This window comes from Actinomyces graevenitzii C83 (genome assembly GCF_000239695.1).
Classification (GTDB): domain Bacteria; phylum Actinomycetota; class Actinomycetes; order Actinomycetales; family Actinomycetaceae; genus Actinomyces; species Actinomyces graevenitzii.
In genome coordinates this window covers 13,344-34,685 of record NZ_JH470338.1, presented here as the reverse complement: position 1 = coordinate 34,685, position 21,342 = coordinate 13,344, and the positions used below count along the sequence as shown (strand labels likewise).

Below are 21,342 nucleotides of genomic sequence, written 5' to 3'. Positions count from 1 at the left end.
AGACAATAGGCCCATGGCTTACCGCGATATCCGTATTATTGGAGACCCCGTACTACGCACTGAATGCGACTGGATCACTGACATCAACGACACTGTTAAGCAGCTCGTTGAAGATCTACTAGAAACCGTTGACGATGAAGGCCGCGCCGGCCTGGCCGCTAACCAGATTGGTGTGGGGCTGCGTGCTTTCTCTTGGAACATCGACGGCGAAATCGGTTACGTCCTCAACCCCAAGCTAGTGGAAGTTTCCAAGGACGAGTACCAGGACGGCGACGAAGGCTGCCTGTCCGTGCCCGGCCTATGGTTCCCCACCGAGCGCGCCTGGTATGCCCGCGTGGAGGGCATCGACCTGGACGGCAAGCCGGTAGTGGTTGAGGGTGAAGAGCTCATGGCCCGCTGCTTGCAGCACGAAACCGACCACCTTGAAGGCAAGCTTTACATTGACCGCCTAGAGCGCAAGTACCGCGTGCAGGCCATGCGTCAGCTACGCGAAAAGGGCCTATAAAAGAGCCGGTAAACCCCAATAACCCTAACGGTCATGGTGGAAAAGCTGGCGACGCTGCGTTTCCAGCTCCACGATCTGCGTAAACACTTGGCGATATTCAGGATCGTCCAGGGCCATACGGCGCTGGCGTGAACGCAGATCGGCCAAACGGCGGTTAAAAGACATCTCCCCTGCCGAGCGCAGCACCCCGGCACCATAGTTGATCTGCCCAGCGACGTCGTCGTTTTTAGCAGAAACCGGCAGGGGGGCCACCGCCAACTCAGTAAGCAAAGAATCAATTATTTGCGGGGTAAATTCGCGCACCTGCGCCCCCCACTGTTGCAGGGCTTGGCGCTCGCGTTCAGTCTCAGGTAGGCCCGGGTGGGCGGCGTTAATTTCGCGGGCAATTTCGGTGTATTTGGCGTAGCCGCCGGCAGCCATGATGGCGTCAAACACGGCGCGGTAGCTGGGTAGGTCAAATAGTTCCCGGGTCCAGTTATCTACCCCGGCTTGGGCGGCCAGTTGGGGCAGTTGCAGGGCTACCTCTAGGGTTTGGCGTTGTAGGCGCAGCAGTGGGTCTGCTTCTATGGCCCGACGCCGCGCCTCGCTAGCACTGGCAGCTTCCGCCGCCCCGGGGACGCCAGCGCGTTCACCATTGGGCCCCTATCCCGCGCCGCCCAGCGGCGCGCACGGCTCCAGCTACTTCAGCTTCACGCATCCCCAGCCAGCCGGCCAGGGAGCGGGTGTATTCGCTGCGCAGGGCGCGGTCACGGATTCCGGCCACCACCGGGGCGGCGGCGCGCAAACCGTTAACCCGCCCTTCAGCGGTTGATAAATCAACGTTTTTAAGGGCGTTGCGGATAACGAACTCAAACAGTGGCTTGCGCCCAGCCACCAGGGCTTTAACTGCCTCATCGCCGCGCGCTAGGCGCAGCTCGCACGGGTCCATGCCGCCTTGAGAGACAGCTACGAAAGTTTGGGCAGCAAAGTGCTGGTCTTCACCAAAAGCACGCAGGGCGGCTTTTTGCCCAGCGGCGTCACCGTCGAAAGTGAAAACCACTTCCCCACCCCGGGCCCCACCTGAGCGCAGCAGCACCCCGGCGGCTGGGTCAGCCGAGTCACCAATCAGGCGCCGGGCAATGCGCACGTGGCCTTCCCCAAATGCGGTGCCGCAGGTGGCCACAGCGGTCTCCACCCCGGCCAGCTGGGCGGCCATCACGTCTGTGTAGCCTTCAACTACCACAATTTGGTGAGTGGAGGCGATAGCTTTTTTAGCCAGGTCTAGCCCGTAAAGCACCTGGTTTTTCTTGTATAGAACAGTTTCGGGAGTGTTTAGGTATTTGGGGCCTTCATCATCGTCATAGAGTTTGCGGGCCCCAAAGCCCACGGTGACCCCGGTGATGTCGCGGATGGGCCAGATCAGGCGGCCTCTAAAACGGTCATAGACGCCGCGTTTACCGGGGGTGCACAGGCCCGAGTCGGTGAGTTCAGATTCGGTGTAGCCCAGTGAGCGCAGGTGGCGGGCCAGGTTATCCCAGCCTTTAGGGGCATAGCCGATACCGAAACGCTCAGCCACCTGGCGGTCAAAGGCGCGCTGACCTAAAAATTGGCGGGCGGCGGCCGCTTCTGGACTGGTTAGTTGACTGCGGTAGAAGGCTTCAGCGGCGCGATTAGCAGCCACTAGACGCTGTCTGGTACCGGGTTCAATGGCGTTAGTGGGGGCGCTGCCTTCCTCATAGCGCAGGCTCACCCCGGTTTGAGCCGCCAGCTGCTCAACTGCCTCAGCGAAGGTCAGGTGGTTAATTTTCTCAACGAAGGTGATTACATCTCCACCTTCACCGCAACCAAAGCAGTGGAAGAAACCAGCCTGTGGGCGCACATGGAAGGAGGGGGTCTTTTCGTCGTGGAAAGGACACAGCCCTTTTAGAGAGCCCACCCCGGCGCTTTTGAGCGTGACGTGCTGGCCCACGATCTCTTCAATGTTTGCCCGTGAGCGGACCTCATCAATGTCTTCACGTAGGATCTTGCCAGCCACGAGCCCATACTAGCGGGTTTTAGTTAAGCTGATTTTTAACTTCCCCGACGGGTTAAATCTGGCTGAACCAGCCGCAGTAGCGTGCATGCCAGGCCCGCGCTGAGTTGTCGGTCAGTGAGGCGAGTTGATCCACAATTACACGTTTGCGGGCACTGTCGCTGGTGTCAGCTCGCCAGTCAGCGCGAAATACCGGGTCAAGTAGCTTTTCGCCGCCTTCTTCCATGGCCTGGGCCAGGTCAAAAAGGATGGTGCGCTGACGTAGGTAAGTAGGTTCATGTTCACGCGGCGCCATTACGTAGCGCACGGCGGCGCCTTTAAGGATCATGATTTCGGCTTGGATTTCTCGCGGCACCACTAGATCAGCGGCGTAGCGGGTAAGCGCCCCGGCCCCGTAGCATTGGCGCGTGGCCAGCACGGTGGCATCTACAAAGCGGCCAATGAGCTGGGAGCTCATGGTTTTAAGGGCAGCTTGGTCAAGGCGTGAATGGTCGTAGCTAGCCAGCCAGTAGGAGCTGTTGCGCAGGCGATGCCAGGCCTGGCCTAGCTCATCGGCACTAAAGTCGGGGTGGTACCAGGAAAGCGTGGAGTTAATTAATCCCTCCAGCTCACTGTCTTTATCTGCCTCTACCGGATCCATAGCCCCTAAGCTGATGGCATCTTCCACGTCATGCACTGAGTAGGCGATGTCGTCTGAAAGATCCATGATTTGGGCTTCGATGCAGCGTTTGAAGGTGGGGGCACCTTGACGCATCCAGGCCGCGATATCGGCGTCGTCGCTGTAAAAGCAGTATTTGCGGGCGCTTTTACCCTCTTCTCCCCCGGGCCCGGCACCTTTAGCCCAAGGATATTTGGCGGTGGCATCCAAGCTGGCGCGGGTCAGGTTTAGGCCCAGGCTGCGCCCATCGGGGGCGATCACTTTAGGCTCTAAGCGGGTAAGTAGGCGCAAAGTTTGGGCGTTGCCTTCAAATCCGCCAATGTCGGCGGCAATTATATCTAGGGCTTTTTCGCCGTTGTGACCGTAAGCAGGGTGGCCCAGATCGTGGCTGAGGCAGGCGGTGTCCACCACGTCCGGGTCGCAGCCCATTTCACCGGCTAGGGCGCGGCCTACCTGGGCTACTTCCAGTGAGTGGGTTAGGCGGGTGCGCACGAAATCGTCACTGGTAGGGCCAAGCACCTGGGTTTTGGCGCCCAGGCGGCGCAGGCCTGAAGAGTGCAGCACGCGGGCACGGTCACGTTCAAAGGCGGTGCGCTCAGCCGACTTGCTGGCTTCAGGCAGGTAACGCTCACAATCATGCGACCTATAAGCACCAGTTATAAATTCCATAAGTTTTCCTTTTCAGCGCGACCAAGCCTGCGCCAAACGCTGTCCAATTTGCTCAAGCCCCTGGGCTACCTGCTCGCTACTGGCCTGCCACCAGGGGGTATCTAGTACCTCATCAAGCGTGTGCAGGCGGGTTATGCCAGCTTCAGCCAGCTCGCTGCGCCCCAAAGTGCCTTGCCCTAGCAGCGCCACCACCGGCACCCCATGCTCAAGCCCTGCCTGCCCCACAGTTTCTAGGGGGCTGCCTGCGACGACGTCGAAAGCCTGCCCATAGCCGGTAACTAGCAGTTGCGCTTGGCCCGCTAGCTGCACTAAGTCGGTGGCCTGGGCGTAATAGTTGCCGGCCAAAACCAAATTAGCTCCCAGAGCCGCCAAAATCAGGCTCACGCCTCCAAGCGCGCCACTACCCCAAGCACTAGGCGTTAAACGCGGGCCTTGGGTTAGCAGCTGACGCCTATGGGCTGGGCGAGCCGCCTCTAATTGGCGCAGGCACTGGGCGCTAGCGGCTCCCGCGCGCCGATCAATTTCCTGCACCTGGACAGCGTCTAGATCTGTTAGTGCACTCAGGTTGGCCCCAGCCCCGCTTAAACCAGACAGGGCCATGGCGTCACTTAAAGCCACAATCAGCTGGTAGGGCGCGGTTAGCTGCCAAGCCGCCTGCGCCCCACCCAGGGCCTGCAAGAACCCGGCGCCGCCGTCGTGAATAGCGCTGCGAGCTGCCCCCACCACCACGGTTGAGCCCGCCGGAAGCTGTTCTAAAGCCGCTTTAAAAGCAACCCCTAAAGCAAAAGTGGAGCCACTAGCAGCCTGAAGGCCGGCCTGGTGAGTATCAGCTGGCAGTGAGCACAGGCGCGCTAGATCAACGTAATGCTGGCCTTGGGCGGCTACCACCGGCCCATAGGCACCAGATTCCACCGCCATGTCGGGCTGGCCGGCCACATCAAGGCGATCGCCAGGACGCTTGGCACGCCAGCCCCGAGCCAAACAATCAGCTACCCAAGCGGCACTATAAGAGCCTGCAACCAGGGGCACTCCCCCGGGCTCGTAAGCATACGAGCCCGGGGCTAGTACTACGCGCATAGCTCAGTCTTCAAGCGCGCCACCTAGTCGCGCCAGTAGCAGAGCCTGAGCCAACACAATATTTTCCAGCTCCCCTAGGTGCATGGATTCGTTAGCGCTGTGAGCGCGCGAGTCGGGGTCTTCAATGCCGGTCACTAGCACCTGGGCCTGCGGGAATACTTCGCGCAGGTCAGAGATGAAGGGAATCGAACCACCCTGACCGATCTTTACCGCACCGGTCTGCCAGGAAGCAGCCAGGGACTCCATAGCGTCCACGGTAGCTTCGCTGTCGCCGTCGGCCTTGAAAGGCTGACCCAGCTCACGGTTAGAAACCGTCACCTGAGCCCCAAAAGGAGCGTGCTCAAGCAGGTGAGCCTCTAGCGCGGCGTGGGCTTCACGCGGGTCCTGACCAGGGGCGATACGCATAGAGATGCGGGCGCTGGCGCTGGGGGTGAGGGTGTTGGAAGACTGGGCGATTGAGGGGGTGTCAATGCCAATCACAGTGATGGAGGGCTTAGTCCACACGCGAGCGGTTAGATCGCCGGTGCCCATCAGCTGCACGCCTTCAAGTAGGCCAGCATCAGCGCGGAAATCTTCCTCAGGGTAGAAGGGGAAGTCCGGGTCTGCCTGGCTCTGGCTGACCAGGCCCTTAACGGCCACGTCGCCGGCCTCATCATGCAGCGAAGCCAGTACGCGGATCAGGGTGGTGGTGGCGTCAGGAACCGGCCCACCAAACTGGCCCGAGTGTAGCCCGTGGTCCAAGGTGGTGACGGTGACGTCGCTTTGTACCACGCCACGTAGCGAGGTGGTCAGGGCGGGCGTGCCCACCTTCCAGTTGGAAGAGTCAGCCACCACGATCACATCGGCTTCTAGACGCTCACGGTAGGTGTTTAGGAAGTTAACGAATGAGGGGCTACCAACTTCTTCTTCACCCTCAATGTAAACGGTGACGCTTACCGGCAGTTCACCTAGGGCCTTAAGGGCCCGCAGCGACTCAACGTGGGTGATTACGCCGGCGCCGTCGTCAGCAGTGCCGCGCCCGTAGAGACGGTCCCCGCGACGCTCAGCCTTGAAGGGGTCGGCCTGGTCCCAACCGGCCTGGCCTGTTGCTGGCTGTACGTCGTGGTGGGCGTATAGCAGTACGCGGGGGGCGCCGGCGGGTCCGTCGAAGTGGGCGACGACGGCGTCCTGGCCCTTGGCGCCGCTTTCGGTGGGTGCAGAAAGGATCTCCACCTGGCCGCCTAGCTGCTCAAATAGGCTTGCCACGTGCTCAGCGCTGCGACGCACCTGGGCTAGGTCATGGCCAGCAAAAGCCACGGAAGGGATGGCTACCAGCTCGGTTAGTTCATCAATAATCTCCGGCATAGCCTGCGAAATTTGCTTGCGGAGTGCTTCAGTTGTTGCCATAACTTCAGGGTATCGCGTCAAGCGGCTAATCTAAGCATGTGAAGTGGTTTAAGAAGTCCGAGCCGGAGCCTGAAAAAAGCACCCCGGCGGTAGAAGCCAAGCCCGTGCGTGGCCGGGGCCCCAAGGGACACCCTACCCCCAAACGTAGCCAGTCTGAGGCCCGCAACCTCAGGCCCTTAGTTCCTGCTGACCGCAAAGCTGCGGATAAGGCTTCTCGTGAGCAAAAGCGCGCCGAACAGCAGCACGCCTATGAGCGCATGATGGCCGGTGATGAACGCTATTTCCGCACCCGTGACCGGGGTCCGCTAGCAGGTTATATTCGCGACTACATCGACGCGCGTTACTCCATTGGCGAGATTTTTGTGCCGCTATCTTTCGCGATCCTGATTGCCCTGCTAGTGATCGGCCAGGGCGGCACCCGCGCCACCATGACTTCTTTTGTGGTGCTGATGTCTATTTACATCATGTTCGTGTTGGCGATCATTGATGCCCTGGTGGTTTGGTTCATTGTGCGCCACAAGCTAGCCAAGAAGTACCCGGACAAGCACCTGCCTTGGAGCTATGTGTTCTATGTTTTTGGCCGCTGCTTCCAGTTCCGCTCTTGGCGTCAGCCTAAGCCGCGTGTCAAGCGCCGCCAGTTCCCTAAGTAAATCGACTTATAAAACTGTGTGAGGCCCGCTTAAAGCGGGCCTCACGTTTTTTAGTTGCAACCAGCGCTAGGGCACTGACGCTTAGGCGCTCAGGGCGCGGTTGATGCGTCCAGGCCAAGCCGGGCCGCCGTAAATGAAAGCGCTGTAGGCCTGCAGCAGGTTAGCCCCAGCCGCCAGCATGTCGCGGCCATCTTGAATGGAGGAAATTCCCCCCACCCCAATAATGGTGGGCTCAGGGCCTAGCTTTTCGCGCAGGCGGCGCACTACCGCCAGGGCGCGCGGACGCAGCGGGGCGCCAGACAGGCCCCCCTCCCCCAGGTTGTGGGCAATAGTGGTGTTAGTAGCCACCACGCCGTCGAGCTTAAGCTCAAGGACCAACGCAGCTACGGCGTCGACGTCCTCATCAGCCAAATCGGGGGCGATCTTAACGAACAGCGGCACGTGACGGCCGGCTGCCTTATCAGCCGCCTGACCCACAGCAGTGAGGATGGGACGCAAGCTATCTACGCTTTGCAGGTTACGCAGCCCCGGGGTGTTGGGGCTGGAGACGTTAACCACCAGGTAGTCGGCCCAACGCGCCACAGCCCGCGCCGAGTACACATAGTCAGCTACCGCATCTTCCAGCGGCGTCACCTTAGTTTTACCAATATTGGCGCCCACAATAATGGAGCGGCCACGCTTAGTGGAACGCAGTTTACGCAGCGTAGCTGCCGCCTCATCGGCGCCGGAGTTGTTAAAGCCCATCTTGTTACGCACTGCGCGCACATCCGGGTAGCGCCACAGTCGCGGCGCCTCATTGCCCGGCTGGGCCTTAGCGGTAAACGTACCTACCTCAACAAAACCAAAGCCCAGCATGTCCATGCCGGCAACGGTTTTGCCTTCCTTATCCATACCCGCAGCTAGGCCCAGTACCCCGGGCACAGGCCGGGCAAAGGGGCCGCTAATAGTGGGACGACGGCGCCCGGGCAGGTAACCCCAAGTGCCACGCAAAAGGTCAGACACTAGCGGCACAGCTGCAGCTACCTGCAAGCCTTTGATAGTTAGGTCGTGGATTTTTTCCGGATCAGTGTGGGTTAAGACGCTTTTATAGAGCAGGTTATAAAGCACGTGTTCAGGCTACCGCAAAGCTAAGCGAGTCTGTAGATGTGTGGGAAGCTATGACTATGACGCAAACTCTCATCATCGCGCTGAGCGCCCTGGCTATCATCGCGTTATCTGAACCTTTAAGCGAGAAACTGCGCCTGGCCACGCCCGTCATCTTGCTGGTGATTGGGGGCGCTTTAAGTTTTCTGCCTCAGTTTGCCGGATTTGAAGTGGATCCGGATTTAATTATTGAAGTAATTTTGCCGCCGCTGCTGTTTGCTACTGCAGTTAATACCCCGGTGCAGGATTTTCGCCGTAACCTAAGCGCGATCACTTCGCTGGCTTTTTTGCTGGTGATTGCTTCTACGGTGGCGCTGGGCTTTGTTCTTAACGCCATCATCCCAGGCCTGGGACTACCAATTGGTATGGCCATGGGTGCGGTTATGAGCCCCACGGATGCCGTGGCCACCACTATCGTTAAAAGCCAGGGTGTGCAGCGGCGTATTGTCACAATTTTGGAAGGTGAAGGCCTAATTAACGACGCCTCTGCCCTGGTGCTGCTGCGTAGTGCACTGGGGGCTGTGGCCGGCTCAGTTAGCCTGCTGAGCATAACCCAGTCACTGGTGTGGTCTGTTGTGGGCGCACTGGTGGTGGGCATGATCGTGGGACATTTGACGCTCTGGCTGCGCTCGCACATTGGGGACGCCCGGGCGGCCACGATTTTGAGTTTTATTGTGCCTTTTGCGGCTTCTATCCCCGCTGAAGAGATGCACTCTTCCGGCCTGGTGGCAGCGGTGGTGGCCGGGCTGGTTACCTCCTACCACCACGACAATAAACTCAGCCCCGCCCAGCGCATGATCTCAAATAACTCGTGGCAAACCTTTGGGTTGATTTTTGAGTCTTTAGTGTTCTTGCTGATGGGCTTGCAGCTGAACAATATTTTGAGCTCATTTAAAGATTCCGGTTACGAGCTTTCACTAGCTTTTAAAGCTGCAATTATTTCTTTGCTAGTAGTCACGATTATGCGCACATTAGTGGTTTTTGCTACCACCTATTATGCGCGTTTTCGTGCCCGGGATTTGATTTCTAAGCGCGCCCACTTAGATTCTTGGGAGCTGATTCTTGATGAGGTCGACGACGGACAGCTGCCTGAGGGGTTACCTTACGGCCCGCAGTTGCCAAACTTGGTACGCCGGCGCACCCCCACTTCTCAGCAGCGTTTAGAGCGGATTCGTATGCGTTTGGATCGACGCCGCGCGGATATGCAGTATTATGAGGAAGCTCACCTGGGCTACCGTGAGGGCCTAACTATGGTGTGGGCTGGTATGCGTGGGGCTATTACTTTGGCTGCGGCGCAAACTTTCCCACTGTCGACGCCGAACCGTAATTTCTTGATGTTTACCGCCTTTTTAGTGGCGGCTATTTCGCTGATTATTCAAGGCGGCACTCTGGCGGCTTTTATTCGCTGGATTAAGCCTGACAGCGCTGGCGGCTATGCCCCAGATGAACTTGACGCTGTCTACCAGCTTATTGAGGTAGCTAAGGAAAGCGTGGACATGCCCGAGGAGCTAACACGGATTATTGGTCCCTGTGACTCCCACACGGTTGCCGCCAAGCTACGTAAATGGAATGCGCACCGCATTGAGGATCCGCTGGTAGCCTTGGAAGTGCGTATTTTGATGTGCAAATACCAGCTTGAAGTGCATCGCGCTGAACGCGAGGCCTTAGTTGAGCAAAACCGCAAGGGCACAATTACTTCTGACGTTTATCGCCTTACTTTGAAGCTAATTGATGGCTCTGAAATGCGCGTTGAAACTCAGCTAAATATGGCCCAAGGCGGCATGAACCGAATCCTTGAGGATGAGGAAAACAGCCTGGCTGAAGACAACCGCTCCGACGACTAATTAGTTAGCGTTTGACTGTCCTGCCAGGGTTCGGTAGGCGCTTATCGACTGAGTTAGTAGAACCTGTCGTACGTTTACGACCTAACTCAGCTAAAACATCAGCCTTTGCGTGCAGTTGTTTTCCAGCCTGAACAGGTTGCTTGATAGACGACTTTTCCTGCATCAGTACAGGCTCTATGCGCGGAATTGAAATTACCTCAAAAACTGGCACAAGCAAATCAGGCACTGGTTTATACGATCCAAGATCTGGCCCCGATAACATACTAGCTTGATTCCATTGCTGTGGTGAAACACGTTTGAAGTCAAAAGTGAATTGTGACTGTTGCGCAACATGTTCCATAAATACTTTAGAACTGCGCCCATTTCCTTCTCTAAATGGATGGGCTTGATTTATGTATGCAAATACCTCAGCACTGACTTGTGCAAAATCGCTATGATTAAGACTACTCCAGTCGATTTCTTGGATAAGTTGCTTTGCGTCACCCAAATATCTATCTATTTGCCCCGCATGAACGTCAGCGAAAGAGGATACACCTTTGAAAATATTGACACAGCGATATTGACCAGCCCATTCATATACATCCTGAAATAAATAGCTATGGATCGCACATAGGTGCACAGCATCATAGGTGTGAGGTATATAAACTTTACCACTCACGAGCTCATAGTAATTTATATCAGTTTCTGTGTACTCCAATCGCGCCAATATTTCAGCATTACGTTCACCATAAAGATTGCGCAGTGTGCCTTGCCTAGTAGCTGTGTCATAAGTTTCTGGATAGAAGTAGGATTCCCAAGTCTCATAACGCATATGACTCCCCACTATCTAGGCTGTGCCACGCCTGGCAGCGGCATGAGCCCGGCGGCGATATTCGTCTTTATCAATCGCCCCGCGCACATAGTCAGTCAGATTTTCTACGTCTTCACGCGTATGCTGCACGCCTTCATGCCAACTAGCAGCCAAAGCTTGCATGACAGCCCTGTGCTGAGCCTGATCAAGCTGGGCAAACAGCTCTGGCCAACGCTTATCAAGATCAAGTGTTTCAGCCATTACGTCCCCTTCCCTTAACTCGCCCATCATTTTATACAAACTACGAGTGGCTTTCCTGAAACTACAAAGGGGCATTTAGCATTTCGCTAAACGCCCCTAATTGCTTGGCTCAGGCTTATACGTTAAAGCCTAAAGCTCGTAGCTGTTCGCGCCCTTCAGGGGTGATCTTGTCCGGACCCCACGGCGGCAGCCACACCCACTGCACCCGTACGTCGTCGGAAAGGTGATCTAGCACCTGGCGGGCCTGCTCCTCAATCACATCGGTGAGCGGGCAGGCAGCCGAGGTCAGCGTCATGTCCAGGGTGATCTCGTTGCTAGAACCAATCTCCACCCCGTAAAGCAGACCCAAATCCACCACGTTAATGCCCAGCTCCGGGTCAATCACGTCACGCAGGCACTCTTCGACGTCGGCCACGTCAAAGCTGCCCGGCTCAGCGCGCGGGGCAAAAGCGTTATCAGCCGCTAGTCGGGCTGCACTTTGGCCATCAAGCTGAGCCTGGGAGGCGGCCTTAACCTCCTCCTGACTAGCCACACGCGGGGTGTAGCTAGCAGCCATAGGGTTGTCGCTCATCTACTAACTCCTTTATTCGTCACAGTGAGCAGCACTGGCACTGCCACTAGCAACCTGGTTTTCGCCGTTAACTACTGCTTTAGCTACTGCGTCTTTTAAAGCCATCCAGCCCAGTAGGGCGCACTTAACCCGGTTGGGGTATTTAGACACGCCCTCGAAAGCTGCGCCGTCGTCAAGCGCATCCAAAACCGCGTCATCCACTCCCTGGCCGCGTGAATGCATCAGGGCGTCAAAGTCTTCCTCTAGTTCACGCACCTGCTCTAGGTTTTTACCCACCACCAGATCGTTCATCACGGAGATGGAGGCCTGCGAAATTGAGCAGCCGCTGCCCTGCCAACCCAGCTCGGCCAGGGTCTGGCCCTCTAGGCGCACCTGTAACTGCACCTCATCACCACAGGTGGGGTTGACCTGGAAAGAGTCACCCTGGGGTGCCTCTAATAGGCCCTGGCCGTGGCGTTCACGCGAGTGGTCGAGGATAACTTGCTGGTAAAGCTGATCTAGTTCATTCATAAGCGACCTAGCGGTTGAAATACTTACGTACGTTTTGTAGCGCGTCGAGGAATTGACGCACGTCTGCGGGCGTGGAGTATACCCCTAGCGAGACGCGGGCGGAGGCGCGCAGCCCGAAGTGGGCGTGGATCGGCTGGGCGCAGTGGTGACCGGTGCGTACCGCCACCCCGCTGGCATCTAGCACCTGGCCGACATCGTGAGGGTGTACCCCCTGCACTTCAAAGGCCACTACCCCCAGGCGCTGAGTGGTGTTGGCTGGGCCCAGTAGGCGCACGCCTTCAACCTGGTTCATGCCTTCAAGTAGCTGGCCGGTGAGCTCGTGCTCGTTAAGCATGGAACGCGACAGGTCAAGTTCACGCAGATAATCGACGGCGCTGTGCCAGCCGGCGGCCTGCGCAAGCGGCTGGGTGCCAGCCTCAAACCGGGCCGGCGGGGCCATATAGGTGGAGTGCTCCATATCCACCAGCTCAATCATGGAGCCACCGCTGAGCACCGGGGGCAGGCTGTAAAGCAGCTCCCCGGTGGCCACCAGCGCCCCAATACCGGTGGGGCCCAGCATCTTGTGGGATGACAGGCAGATCGCATCCACCCCGGCGCTAGCCAGCTGAGCGAAAGAAAGCGGCAGGTGAGCACTGGACTGGCAGGTGTCTAGCACCACCACGGGCTTGCGTTCCTGGGCGCGCACCGCCGCCAAAATGGGTTCCAGGTCAGTGATTGCGCCGGTCACGTTAGAAACGTGGGTTAACGCCACCACGCGGGTGCGGCTGTTAATAGCCTGGGCCAGCAGCGCCGGGTTAGTGTCAATGCGCCCGTCAGGGGTTAGTTCCAGCCAGCGTAGCTTCGCCCCGGTGCGTTGGGCCAGGATCTGCCAGGGCACCAGGTTGGCGTGGTGTTCGGCGGGGGTTACTAGGATTTCGTCGACGGCGCCCAGGTTTAGATCCAGCGGCCCGTCACCTCCCACTACGCCTTGGGAGGCGTTACCGATGCCCAGTGCCACCAGGTTGATGGCTTCGGTGGCATTTTTGGTGAATACCAGCTGCTGGGGACGGGCATCTACAAAGCTGGCCACTGCGGCGCGGGCGTCATCCCAGGCGGCGGTGGCGCGGTCAGCCAGTTCATAGGTGGAGCGGCCTGCCGCCCCGTTGGAGCGCTCATAGAATTCGGTGACGGTGTCAATGACGCAGTTAGGTTTTTGGCTGGTGGCAGCGCTGTCCAGGTAGGCTAGGCGGCCGCCATCACGGGCCGGCGTAGCCAGGGTTGGAAAATCGGCCACGATAGCTGCCAGCTCTGACTGGCTAAGCGCCACAGTGTCGTGGGCGGCGATACCAATTCCAGTTAATTGCGTCATGAGGATTCTTAACTTCTTAGGTCTATGCCCGCCGTAGCTTTAGGCTACGGCGGGCCGGTTATTTTGCGTATTTATTAGCCGGTGGCGGCGTGGTTGGATAGCCCAGTTGGCCTATCCAACCACGCCAGCTAGAGGCTTTGTGCCCTCGCGCTGGCTAAGCAGCTAGTAGGTTACTTCAAGAAGCGGTCGTAGCCTTCTTCTTCAAGACGGTCGGCCAGCTCGGGGCCACCCTGCTCGGCCACGCGGCCGTTAACAAACACGTGCACGTAGTCAGGCTTGATGTAGCGCAAAATACGGGTGTAGTGGGTGATCAGCAGGAAGCCGGCCTCGGAGTCGTCGTGTAGGCGGTTGACGCCCTCAGAGACGATACGTAGCGCGTCAACGTCCAGACCGGAGTCGGTTTCGTCAAGCACGGCAAAGCGCGGACGCAGCAGTTCCATCTGCAAGATTTCAAAACGCTTCTTCTCACCACCGGAGAAGCCGGCGTTCACGTCACGTTGAGCGAAGGCGGGGTCCATACGTAGGCGCTCCATGGCGGCGTTAACTTCACCGATCCACTGGCGTACCTTGGGGGCCTGACCGTCCATAGCGGTCTTGGCGGTGCGCAGGAAGTTAGCCACGCTTACGCCGGGTACCTCCACGGGGTACTGCATGGCCAGGAACAGGCCGGCGCGAGCGCGCTCGTCTACGCTCATGTCTAGCAGGTTTTCGCCGTCGAGCAGCACTTCACCTTCGGTGACCTCATAGGCGGGGTGACCGGCAATGGAGTAAGCCAGGGTGGACTTACCTGAGCCGTTGGGGCCCATGATGGCGTGTACCTCGTTGGAGCCAACAGTTAGGTTTACGCCGCGCAGAATCGGTTTGGGGCCGTCGTTGGTTTCTACCTGTACGTGTAGGTTCTTGATTTCTAGGGTGCTCACGTCTTTTTCCTTAACTTATTTGATTGGATCAGGCTTCCAGCAGCCCGTTGACTTCAAGTTCTGCTTCGATGGCGCTCATCAAGCGTTCTTCCACCTCGGGCACGGCAATTTCGGCCACGATTTCGTTGAAGAAGCCCAGCACCACCAGGCGGCGAGCCTCAATCTCGGGAATGCCGCGAGCGCGCAGGTAGAACAGCTGCTCGTCGTCAAAACGGCCGGTGGCGCTGGCGTGACCGGCGCCTTCGATCTGGCCGTTTTCGATTTCCAGGTTGGGTACTGAGTCAGCCTTGGCCCCGGTGGTTAGTACCAGGTTGCGGTTGAGTTCGTAGGTGTCGGTGCCACGGGCGCGACGGCCGATGAGGCAGTCGCCTACCCACACGGCGTGAGCGTCTTTACCCTGTAGGGCGCCCTTGTAGGTGACGCGCGAGTAGCAGTGGGGCTCGGTGTGGGCCACGTAGGGGCGGTGTTCTTGGTGCTGTCCGGCGTCGGTGAAGTACACGCCGTAGGCGTCGATGTGTCCGCCTTCGCCGCTAAATCCCAGTTCGGGGCTGATACGCACGTCGCCGCCCAGGGAGACCACTACGTGTTTGAGGGTGGCGTTGGCGCCTACCTCGACGCGGTGTTGGCTGGCGTGTAGGGCGTGGTCGTCCCATTCCTGGTTGGTGACCAGGGTTAGCTCAGCGTCGGGGGCTACGCTAACTTCGACGCCCTGGGTGTAGTAGGCCATGCCTTTGTGGGAGAGCACCACGGTGGCTTTGGAGCCAGTTTCAGCGATGATACGTAGGTGTCCGGCGCTGGGGTGAGCGGCGGCGTCGTCGGCGTCTTTAGCCTGGCCGGTAATTTCCACTACCAGGGCCTGTGTTGCCTGAACGCCGGCGCCAATGGTCACCACGGTGGCTTGGTTGAAGGCGTTCCAGGCTACTGCGGAGGCGCGGTCGCCGGGCTGGCCTACCTGGCCTAGGCGCTCATCGGTGCGCTCAACGTTTTGCACGCTGATGCCTTCAACCTGGTTGGCAGTTACCTTTACCTGGTCTTTGGCGGCGCTGACGGCCTCTAGGTCAAATAGCGGGGCAAAACGTTTGCGCGGGGTGAAGCGCCATTCTTCTTCCTTGGTGGGGATCGGGAAATCCGCTAGGTCGAAGGAGGTTTTGCGGTCTGCGCGGCTGGAGACGTAACGCGGGCCGCCGTGTGAGTGGGCCCCGACGAGCTTGGCTTGGGAATGGTCGGTTGCTAGGTTTTGACTCATTTTCTTCTCCTCGCGGTCAGCCGACCGAGTTTTCCATCTGTAGCTCGATTAGACGGTTGAGTTCCAGGGCGTATTCCATGGGTAGCTCACGGGCAATGGGCTCGACGAAGCCACGCACGATGGTGGCCATGGCTTCGGTTTCGGTTAGCCCGCGCTGCATCAGGTAGAACAGCTGGTCTGCGCTTACCTTGGAGACGGTGGCTTCGTGGCCCATTTCTACCTCGTCGTTGCGTACATCAACGTAGGGGTAGGTGTCTGAACGGCTGATTTCGTCGATTAGTAGCGCGTCACAGAGCACGTTGGACTTGGAGTGATGCGCGTTGGGCATGATTTTTACTAGGCCACGGTAGGCGCTGCGTCCACCGTTACGGGAGATGGACTTGGAGACAATGTGGCTGGAGGTGTAGGGCGCCATGTGTACCATCTTGGCGCCGGTGTCTTGGTGCTGGTCTTCGCCGGCGAAGGCGATGGAGAGGGCTTCACCGCGTGCGTGGGGGCCGAGCAGGAATACTGCCGGGTACTTCATGTTGCGCTTGGAGCCGATGTTGCCGTCTACCCATTCCATGGTGGCGCCTTCTTCGCAGGTGGCGCGCTGGGTGACTAGGTTGTAGACGTTGTTAGACCAGTTTTGGATGGTGGTGTAGCGAACGCGGGCGTTCTTTTTGACTACGATTTCCACGATGGCTGAGTGCAGCGAGTCGGTGGAGTAGATGGGGGCGGTGCAGCCTTCTACGTAGTGCACGTATGAGCCCTCGTCGGCGATGATTAGGGTGCGCTCGAACTGGCCCATGTTTTCGGTGTTGATACGGAAGTAGGCCTGCAAAGGGATTTCTACATGTACACCCGGGGGCACGTAGATGAAGGAGCCACCTGACCATACGGCGGTGTTCAGGGCGGCGAACTTGTTGTCGCCGGCGGGAACTACGGTGCCGAAGTATTCCTTGAACAGTTCGGGGTACTTCTTGAGGGCGGTGTCGGTGTCGACGAAGATAACGCCCTGTTCTTCTAGGTCGCCACGGATCTGGTTGTAAACCACTTCAGATTCGTACTGCGCGGCCACACCAGCCACCAGACGCTCGTGTTCGGCCTGGGGGATGCCTAGACGGTCGTAGGTGTTTTTGATGTCTTCGGGTAGGTCGTCCCAGCTGTTGGTGGGACGCTCAGTGGAGCGCACATAGTACTTGACCTGATCCATGTCTAGCTGGGATAGGTCGATACCCCAGGTGGGCATGGGTTTGCGCGCAAAAATTTCATATGCCTTCAGGCGGCGTTCGAGCATCCATTGCGGTTCTTGCTTGATGGCCGAGATGTCTCGTACCACCTGCTCGTCCAGTCCACGCTTGGCACTTTGGCCGGCGGCGTCCGAGTCATGCCACCCGTAGTCGTAGGACGTGGAGATAGACGCAATGATCTCCTCGTCGCTACGTTGTGCCTCATTCGTGGTACTTGTCATCGTTGTCCTTCCTTTTGCCTGCGTAAGTTTGCAGGCTCCTGTGGGTGCCTGATGGCCCTGGCGCGCACGGTAGGCATCGCTAGTGGCACATGGGTGGTGCACACATGTTCTCCGCCCGCTAGGGTGGCCAGTCTTTGTACCGGCACTCCTAGTAGCCTGGAGAACGCAGCGGTCTCCGCGTCGCATAATTCATTAAATTTGCCGGCTACCTCGCGTACTGGGCAGTGGCCTTGGCACAGTTGGACCGCAAAGGTACCGTCCCCGATTTCACGAACGGTGGCTGCGTATCCGTCAGCGCTAAGTGCGTCCGCTAGGGCGCGTGCGCGTGCTGCCGGGTCTTTGCCTACGCTCTCGACGACGCCGCTGTAGCGCCGCTCTAACTCTCGCCCGCGAGCTGCAGCAAAAGAATCTACCGCATCTTCGCCAGCGATTTGGGAGAGGTAGGAAAGGGCCCGACTAGCAAGTTCTGAGTAACCTTCTTGGAGGTTGGTGCGGGCGGCTGCGGTGGCTACATAGTGGCGTGCGGGGCGCCCGCGTCCGCGTCTACCTGCCGCTAGACGCTCATGGACTTCAATCTGACCGGTGTTTTCTAGGGCGGTGATATGACGCCTAATTGCGGCTGGGGTTAGCGAAAGTACGCGCGCGAGCTGGGCGGCTGTAATAGGCCCCTTCTCAACAATGAGATCAAGGACTTTAGCCCTAGTGCCGGCGTCGTCGCCGTAGTTCATTGGTCCTCCTTTACGCATCGCCCGCAACTAACTTAGGGATGCCATATATCCTGGTCGCTTCCAGCATACCTGGCACCCACAACAATAGCGAAGATTAGGCTTGCATAAATACTAAAACCGCTTTGTTGAGAGCGGAAACACGCCAACTTTGCTCAACCTAACTTAGGTTTACCTGCACAATTTCACGCTTTAGCCACTCCCCTAAGCCCATCCAAACCCAAGTTGAACACTTGGCCACATTCGGCTAGCAGCGAGCGTAGCAGATAAGGACCTATGTCCTTAAATAAGTAGGGCTTACGCCACCACCTGCCGGCAGGTGACGTAAGCCCAAAGAGCGGCAAATTAGGCCGCACAAATCAATTTTTAGATGGCAATAACTCAATCGCAGGGCGCGGAGCCGCCATCGGGTTAATAGGCGCCTGCGGATCGCGATAACCCAAAGCAAAACCAGTAATCAGCTTGTAATGCTCAGGAATCTCAAACTCAGCCTCCACCGGGGCACGCCAAGTAGACAAAATCCCAATCGCACACGAATCAATCCCACGCGACTTAGCCGACAAGAACAAGGTCTGCAACATCAAACCCGCATCCATAGCCGACCAAGGCAGCATCTTTTCATGAACAAACACAAAACCCATCACCGGCGCATCAAACGCAGTCACATTACGCCTATTAGCGGCGTCGCGCCCAGCATGATCAGAGCGCTCCACCCCATAAGCCCCATACAGCAGCTTAGCCACCTCAACCTGGGCCGGGCGCAGCTCACTGGGATAAGGCTTCCACACCGGGAAATCCCCATCAGGCAAATCCCCACGCAGCGCCGCCTTAGCGCCAGCCATAGCTTTGTGATGCTGAATATCTAAGGTCTTATCGAAACGCTCCACATAATCCTTACGCAGACGCTGGGCCTGCTCCCCCTGGGCAATAGCCACCCGGAAAGCACGCGTATTAGACCAGCTGGGGGCACTAGCGGCGTCGTCGAGAATAGCGCGTAAATCCTCAGCGCTAACCGGCTTATCCAAATAAGCCCGCACAGAACGGCGCGAGGCTGCCAAAGCAGAAAAATCATTCATACTTTCCACCCTAGCAACCCCGCCCCAGTTACAGCGCCAAACAGCTAGCTAACAGCTTAAAGCTCAGGCTCAACCTCAAAGCCATAAGGAGCCCGCAGCCACGGCGCATCCGCACTACGCAACCCCTGCCAGCCCTTTGCACGCATCCGCTCCGTAGCCAGCAAACCAGCCACCGCCGCCGCATTATGAATCTGGCCAGCTAACGCCGCATCCACCGCCTGCACCAAAGGCACCCAGGTGGGACGCAAATCAGCTTCCTCATCTTCACGCACAAAATCGTTACGCTCCACGCGGCGCAAATCCCGCGCCAGCAGCACCCGCAGCGACTCAGTCAAACAGCCAGCCGAAGAAAACACATCCACCAAGGTGTGCCAAGTGAGCGCCTCCATGTCAGTCTCTTCACGCAGCTCACGCTCAGCCGCCACCAAAGCAGACTCACCCGCATGATCCATCAAACCCGCCGGCAACTCCCAAAGGTTAGCGCGCACCGGGTGACGATACTGGCGGATCATAAGCACCTCAGGGGCGCCGTCGGGCTGAGAAGAATCCTCACCCTCACGCAAAGCCACCACCGCCACAGCCCCATGATGCGCCAAATACTGGCGCCCAATCGGATCCGCACCCGGCTCTAGACGCAACGTGTCCGCATCCAAAGCAAACACCGGCCCAGACCACATACGCTGGTGACTTACCAGCTCCCGACTAAGATCGCGCTCATCACGCAACTGCATCAGCGTTCCTCTCCATTTTTAGCTGCGGCCGCCTCACGCGCCTGCAAGCTAGCCTCACGCGGCAGTGAGTGAGCCTTAGGCGAAGCAAAAACCTCACTACGCCGAGCCAAAGCCGCCTTAACCAAGCCCGCAAACAACGGGTGAGCCTTAGTGGGGCGAGACTTAAACTCAGGGTGAGCCTGCGTGGCCACATAGTAGGGGTGAAGCTTAGAATCCAGCTCCACGAACTCCACCAAACTACCATCCGGCGAGGTACCACACACGTGCAAGCCCACAGATTCTAGGCGCTCGCGGTAGTCATTGTTGACCTCGTAGCGGTGACGGTGACGCTCGCTAACCTCACAGGTGCCATAGGCTTGGGCCACCACCGAGCCGGCGGTGAGCTTAGCCGGGTAAGCCCCCAGGCGCATAGTGCCACCCAGGTCGCCTTCGCCTTCCACAAATTCACGCTGCGAATTCATGGTGGTAACCACCGGGTCAGGGGTTTCACTTTCCATCTCAGTGGAGGCGGCAGCCTTTAGCCCCAACAGGTTACGGGCGGCTTCAATCACCATGCACTGTAGGCCCAGGCAGATACCCAAGGTGGGCACGCCGTGTTCACGGGCCCACCGTAGTGCCCCCAGCTTGCCTTCAATGCCGCGCACCCCAAAACCGCCGGGTACCACAATAGCGTCCACCCCGGCCAGGGCCAGCTGCGCACCGTTAGGGGTTTCGCACTGGTCAGAAGCCACCCAGCGGATATCCACATGGGCGTTGTTGGCAAAACCGCCGTGCTTAATAGCTTCAGAGACGGACAGGTAGGCGTCGTGCAGATCCACGTACTTACCAACCAGCGCCACCTCAACGCGGTACTTAGGCGAGTGCACCCGCTCTAGCAGCGCATTCCATTCGCGCCAGTCCACGTCACGGAAGGTTAGCCCCAGGCGCTGCACCAGGAAGGCATCTAGGCCCTCACGGTGCAAGGTGGGGGGAACTTCGTAAATGGAGGCGGCGTCTTTACATTCAATTACGGCTTCGCGCTCTACGTCGCACATGAGCGCCACTTTGCCTTTGATGCCTTCAGGCAAGGGCCGGTCAGTGCGTAGCACCAGCGCATCTGGCTGGATACCAATATTGCGCAGGGCCGCCACCGAGTGTTGGGTGGGCTTGGTTTTGAGCTCGCCGGCGGCGGGCAGGAAAGGAATCAAGGATACGTGCACGAAAGCCACGTTGGCGCGGCCAATGTCGGCGCGCACCTGCCGGGCGGCTTCTAGGAAGGGCTGGGATTCAATGTCACCAACGGTTCCGCCGATTTCGGTGATGATTACGTCGGGGGCGTTGCCGTCACTGTCGGGCTCAGCCTGGGCGCGCATCACGCGCTTGATTTCGTCAGTAATGTGCGGGATGACCTGCACCGTGTCGCCTAGGTATTCGCCGCGACGTTCTTTAGCAATTACGTTTGAGTAGACCTGCCCGGTGGTGGCGTTGGCTTTGCCCGATAGGTTTACATCCAAGAAGCGCTCATAGTGACCAATGTCTAGGTCGGTTTCGGCGCCGTCTTCAGTTACGAACACCTCGCCGTGCTGGAAGGGGTTCATGGTACCCGGGTCTACGTTGATGTAGGGATCCAGTTTCTGCATGGCCACGCTTAGTCCGCGTGAACGTAGCAGTCGCCCCAGACTGGAGGCGGTTAGCCCTTTACCGAGGGAGGAAACTACGCCTCCGGTTACGAAAATGTGTCGGGTTACGTGGCCGTGGTTTCCGTATGCATCTATCACGGACTTCCAGC

At 58.3% G+C, this 21,342-nt stretch carries 21 protein-coding genes; 3 read left to right on the top strand and 18 right to left on the bottom strand.

Going from position 1 to position 21,342, the window contains the following annotated elements; translation table 11 throughout:
* The first annotated feature begins 13 nt into the window (after positions 1–13).
* Positions 14–505, top strand: coding sequence for a peptide deformylase (gene def, locus HMPREF0045_RS00160; protein WP_005984354.1), 492 nt, complete (start codon positions 14–16; stop codon positions 503–505).
* Between the two features lie 24 nt (positions 506–529).
* Here def and HMPREF0045_RS11170 read toward each other — a convergent pair whose 3' ends face one another.
* The 5 genes from HMPREF0045_RS11170 to HMPREF0045_RS00140 form a co-directional block, all read right to left on the bottom strand.
* The gene (locus HMPREF0045_RS11170) at positions 530–1,006 is read right to left on the bottom strand and encodes a hypothetical protein (RefSeq protein ID WP_330932958.1); all 477 of its coding nucleotides are present in this window, start codon (positions 1,004–1,006) and stop codon (positions 530–532) included.
* A gap of 127 nt (positions 1,007–1,133) precedes the next feature.
* Positions 1,134–2,519: a DNA primase gene (gene dnaG / locus HMPREF0045_RS00155; protein ID WP_005984348.1), complete on the bottom strand. Its 1,386-nt coding sequence runs from the start codon at positions 2,517–2,519 to the stop codon at positions 1,134–1,136.
* A gap of 52 nt (positions 2,520–2,571) precedes the next feature.
* Positions 2,572–3,843 carry a deoxyguanosinetriphosphate triphosphohydrolase gene (locus tag HMPREF0045_RS00150; protein ID WP_005984346.1) on the bottom strand — a complete coding sequence of 424 codons (1,272 nt, stop codon included), beginning with the start codon at positions 3,841–3,843 and terminating at the stop codon, positions 2,572–2,574.
* A 12-nt stretch (positions 3,844–3,855) separates the two neighbouring features.
* Entirely contained in the window at positions 3,856–4,920 is a 1,065-nt protein-coding gene (locus HMPREF0045_RS00145) for a glycerate kinase (RefSeq protein ID WP_005984344.1), read from the bottom strand.
* Between the two features lie 3 nt (positions 4,921–4,923).
* A complete protein-coding gene (locus HMPREF0045_RS00140) occupies positions 4,924–6,306 on the bottom strand; it encodes a dipeptidase (protein WP_005984342.1) in 1,383 nt (460 codons plus the stop codon).
* 38 nt (positions 6,307–6,344) lie between these two features.
* Here HMPREF0045_RS00140 and HMPREF0045_RS00135 point away from each other — a divergent pair, with 38 nt between their 5' ends.
* Positions 6,345–6,956 (top strand): DUF3043 domain-containing protein, encoded by a 612-nt coding sequence (locus HMPREF0045_RS00135; RefSeq protein WP_005984340.1) that lies wholly within the window; start codon positions 6,345–6,347, stop codon positions 6,954–6,956.
* 81 nt (positions 6,957–7,037) lie between these two features.
* Here the strand turns inward: HMPREF0045_RS00135 and HMPREF0045_RS00130 are convergent, their stop codons facing one another.
* Complete coding sequence (locus tag HMPREF0045_RS00130; protein ID WP_005984338.1) at positions 7,038–8,063, bottom strand: quinone-dependent dihydroorotate dehydrogenase; 1,026 nt, start codon at positions 8,061–8,063, stop codon at positions 7,038–7,040.
* A gap of 56 nt (positions 8,064–8,119) precedes the next feature.
* Here HMPREF0045_RS00130 and HMPREF0045_RS00125 point away from each other — a divergent pair, with 56 nt between their 5' ends.
* The gene (locus HMPREF0045_RS00125; protein WP_050807402.1) at positions 8,120–9,943 is read left to right on the top strand and encodes a cation:proton antiporter; all 1,824 of its coding nucleotides are present in this window, start codon (positions 8,120–8,122) and stop codon (positions 9,941–9,943) included.
* Positions 9,944–9,947: 4 nt separating this feature from the next.
* On the opposite strand, the gene HMPREF0045_RS09860 is transcribed toward HMPREF0045_RS00125, so the two are convergent.
* From HMPREF0045_RS09860 to HMPREF0045_RS00065, 12 genes are all read right to left on the bottom strand, one after another.
* The gene (locus HMPREF0045_RS09860; RefSeq protein ID WP_005984334.1) at positions 9,948–10,754 is read right to left on the bottom strand and encodes a Fic/DOC family protein; all 807 of its coding nucleotides are present in this window, start codon (positions 10,752–10,754) and stop codon (positions 9,948–9,950) included.
* 15 nt (positions 10,755–10,769) lie between these two features.
* Positions 10,770–10,994 carry an antitoxin VbhA family protein gene (locus tag HMPREF0045_RS00115; protein WP_005984332.1) on the bottom strand — a complete coding sequence of 75 codons (225 nt, stop codon included), beginning with the start codon at positions 10,992–10,994 and terminating at the stop codon, positions 10,770–10,772.
* Positions 10,995–11,109: 115 nt separating this feature from the next.
* Positions 11,110–11,565, bottom strand: coding sequence for a metal-sulfur cluster assembly factor (locus tag HMPREF0045_RS00110; RefSeq protein ID WP_005984330.1), 456 nt, complete (start codon positions 11,563–11,565; stop codon positions 11,110–11,112).
* 12 nt (positions 11,566–11,577) lie between these two features.
* Complete coding sequence (gene sufU / locus HMPREF0045_RS00105; protein WP_005984328.1) at positions 11,578–12,075, bottom strand: Fe-S cluster assembly sulfur transfer protein SufU; 498 nt, start codon at positions 12,073–12,075, stop codon at positions 11,578–11,580.
* Positions 12,076–12,082: 7 nt separating this feature from the next.
* Complete coding sequence (locus tag HMPREF0045_RS00100; RefSeq protein WP_005984325.1) at positions 12,083–13,423, bottom strand: aminotransferase class V-fold PLP-dependent enzyme; 1,341 nt, start codon at positions 13,421–13,423, stop codon at positions 12,083–12,085.
* 170 nt (positions 13,424–13,593) lie between these two features.
* The gene (gene sufC, locus HMPREF0045_RS00095; protein WP_005984322.1) at positions 13,594–14,343 is read right to left on the bottom strand and encodes a Fe-S cluster assembly ATPase SufC; all 750 of its coding nucleotides are present in this window, start codon (positions 14,341–14,343) and stop codon (positions 13,594–13,596) included.
* A gap of 28 nt (positions 14,344–14,371) precedes the next feature.
* Positions 14,372–15,589: a Fe-S cluster assembly protein SufD gene (gene sufD / locus HMPREF0045_RS00090; protein ID WP_005984320.1), complete on the bottom strand. Its 1,218-nt coding sequence runs from the start codon at positions 15,587–15,589 to the stop codon at positions 14,372–14,374.
* Positions 15,590–15,605: 16 nt separating this feature from the next.
* The gene (sufB, locus tag HMPREF0045_RS00085) at positions 15,606–17,042 is read right to left on the bottom strand and encodes a Fe-S cluster assembly protein SufB (RefSeq protein WP_005984318.1); all 1,437 of its coding nucleotides are present in this window, start codon (positions 17,040–17,042) and stop codon (positions 15,606–15,608) included.
* The gene (locus tag HMPREF0045_RS00080) at positions 17,039–17,770 is read right to left on the bottom strand and encodes a helix-turn-helix transcriptional regulator (RefSeq protein WP_005984316.1); all 732 of its coding nucleotides are present in this window, start codon (positions 17,768–17,770) and stop codon (positions 17,039–17,041) included. The genes sufB and HMPREF0045_RS00080 overlap by 4 nt, the downstream gene beginning before the upstream one ends.
* A gap of 356 nt (positions 17,771–18,126) precedes the next feature.
* Positions 18,127–18,843 (bottom strand): nitroreductase, encoded by a 717-nt coding sequence (locus HMPREF0045_RS00075; protein WP_005984314.1) that lies wholly within the window; start codon positions 18,841–18,843, stop codon positions 18,127–18,129.
* Positions 18,844–18,899: 56 nt separating this feature from the next.
* Positions 18,900–19,574, bottom strand: coding sequence for an NUDIX domain-containing protein (locus tag HMPREF0045_RS00070; protein WP_005984312.1), 675 nt, complete (start codon positions 19,572–19,574; stop codon positions 18,900–18,902).
* Positions 19,574–21,331, bottom strand: coding sequence for a CTP synthase (locus HMPREF0045_RS00065; RefSeq protein ID WP_005984310.1), 1,758 nt, complete (start codon positions 21,329–21,331; stop codon positions 19,574–19,576). The genes HMPREF0045_RS00070 and HMPREF0045_RS00065 overlap by 1 nt, the downstream gene beginning before the upstream one ends.
* Positions 21,332–21,342: the final 11 nt, after the last annotated feature.

What these genes read in the sequence shown, in the direction of transcription:
- HMPREF0045_RS09860 (WP_005984334.1), bottom strand. Translation starts at nt 10,754, where the DNA reads ATGCGTTATGAGACTTGGGAATCCTACTTCTATCCAGAAACTTATGAC.
- sufU (WP_005984328.1), bottom strand. Translation starts at nt 12,075, where the DNA reads ATGAATGAACTAGATCAGCTTTACCAGCAAGTTATCCTCGACCACTCG.
- HMPREF0045_RS00080 (WP_005984316.1), bottom strand. Translation starts at nt 17,770, where the DNA reads ATGAACTACGGCGACGACGCCGGCACTAGGGCTAAAGTCCTTGATCTC.
- HMPREF0045_RS00140 (WP_005984342.1), bottom strand. Translation starts at nt 6,306, where the DNA reads ATGGCAACAACTGAAGCACTCCGCAAGCAAATTTCGCAGGCTATGCCG.
- HMPREF0045_RS00125 (WP_050807402.1), top strand. Translation starts at nt 8,120, where the DNA reads ATGACGCAAACTCTCATCATCGCGCTGAGCGCCCTGGCTATCATCGCG.
- def (WP_005984354.1), top strand. Translation starts at nt 14, where the DNA reads ATGGCTTACCGCGATATCCGTATTATTGGAGACCCCGTACTACGCACT.
- sufB (WP_005984318.1), bottom strand. Translation starts at nt 17,042, where the DNA reads ATGACAAGTACCACGAATGAGGCACAACGTAGCGACGAGGAGATCATT.
- sufD (WP_005984320.1), bottom strand. Translation starts at nt 15,589, where the DNA reads ATGAGTCAAAACCTAGCAACCGACCATTCCCAAGCCAAGCTCGTCGGG.
- HMPREF0045_RS00115 (WP_005984332.1), bottom strand. Translation starts at nt 10,994, where the DNA reads ATGGCTGAAACACTTGATCTTGATAAGCGTTGGCCAGAGCTGTTTGCC.
- HMPREF0045_RS00145 (WP_005984344.1), bottom strand. Translation starts at nt 4,920, where the DNA reads ATGCGCGTAGTACTAGCCCCGGGCTCGTATGCTTACGAGCCCGGGGGA.
- HMPREF0045_RS00150 (WP_005984346.1), bottom strand. Translation starts at nt 3,843, where the DNA reads ATGGAATTTATAACTGGTGCTTATAGGTCGCATGATTGTGAGCGTTAC.
- HMPREF0045_RS00100 (WP_005984325.1), bottom strand. Translation starts at nt 13,423, where the DNA reads ATGACGCAATTAACTGGAATTGGTATCGCCGCCCACGACACTGTGGCG.
- HMPREF0045_RS00070 (WP_005984312.1), bottom strand. Translation starts at nt 19,574, where the DNA reads ATGCAGTTGCGTGATGAGCGCGATCTTAGTCGGGAGCTGGTAAGTCAC.
- HMPREF0045_RS00075 (WP_005984314.1), bottom strand. Translation starts at nt 18,843, where the DNA reads ATGAATGATTTTTCTGCTTTGGCAGCCTCGCGCCGTTCTGTGCGGGCT.
- HMPREF0045_RS00110 (WP_005984330.1), bottom strand. Translation starts at nt 11,565, where the DNA reads ATGAGCGACAACCCTATGGCTGCTAGCTACACCCCGCGTGTGGCTAGT.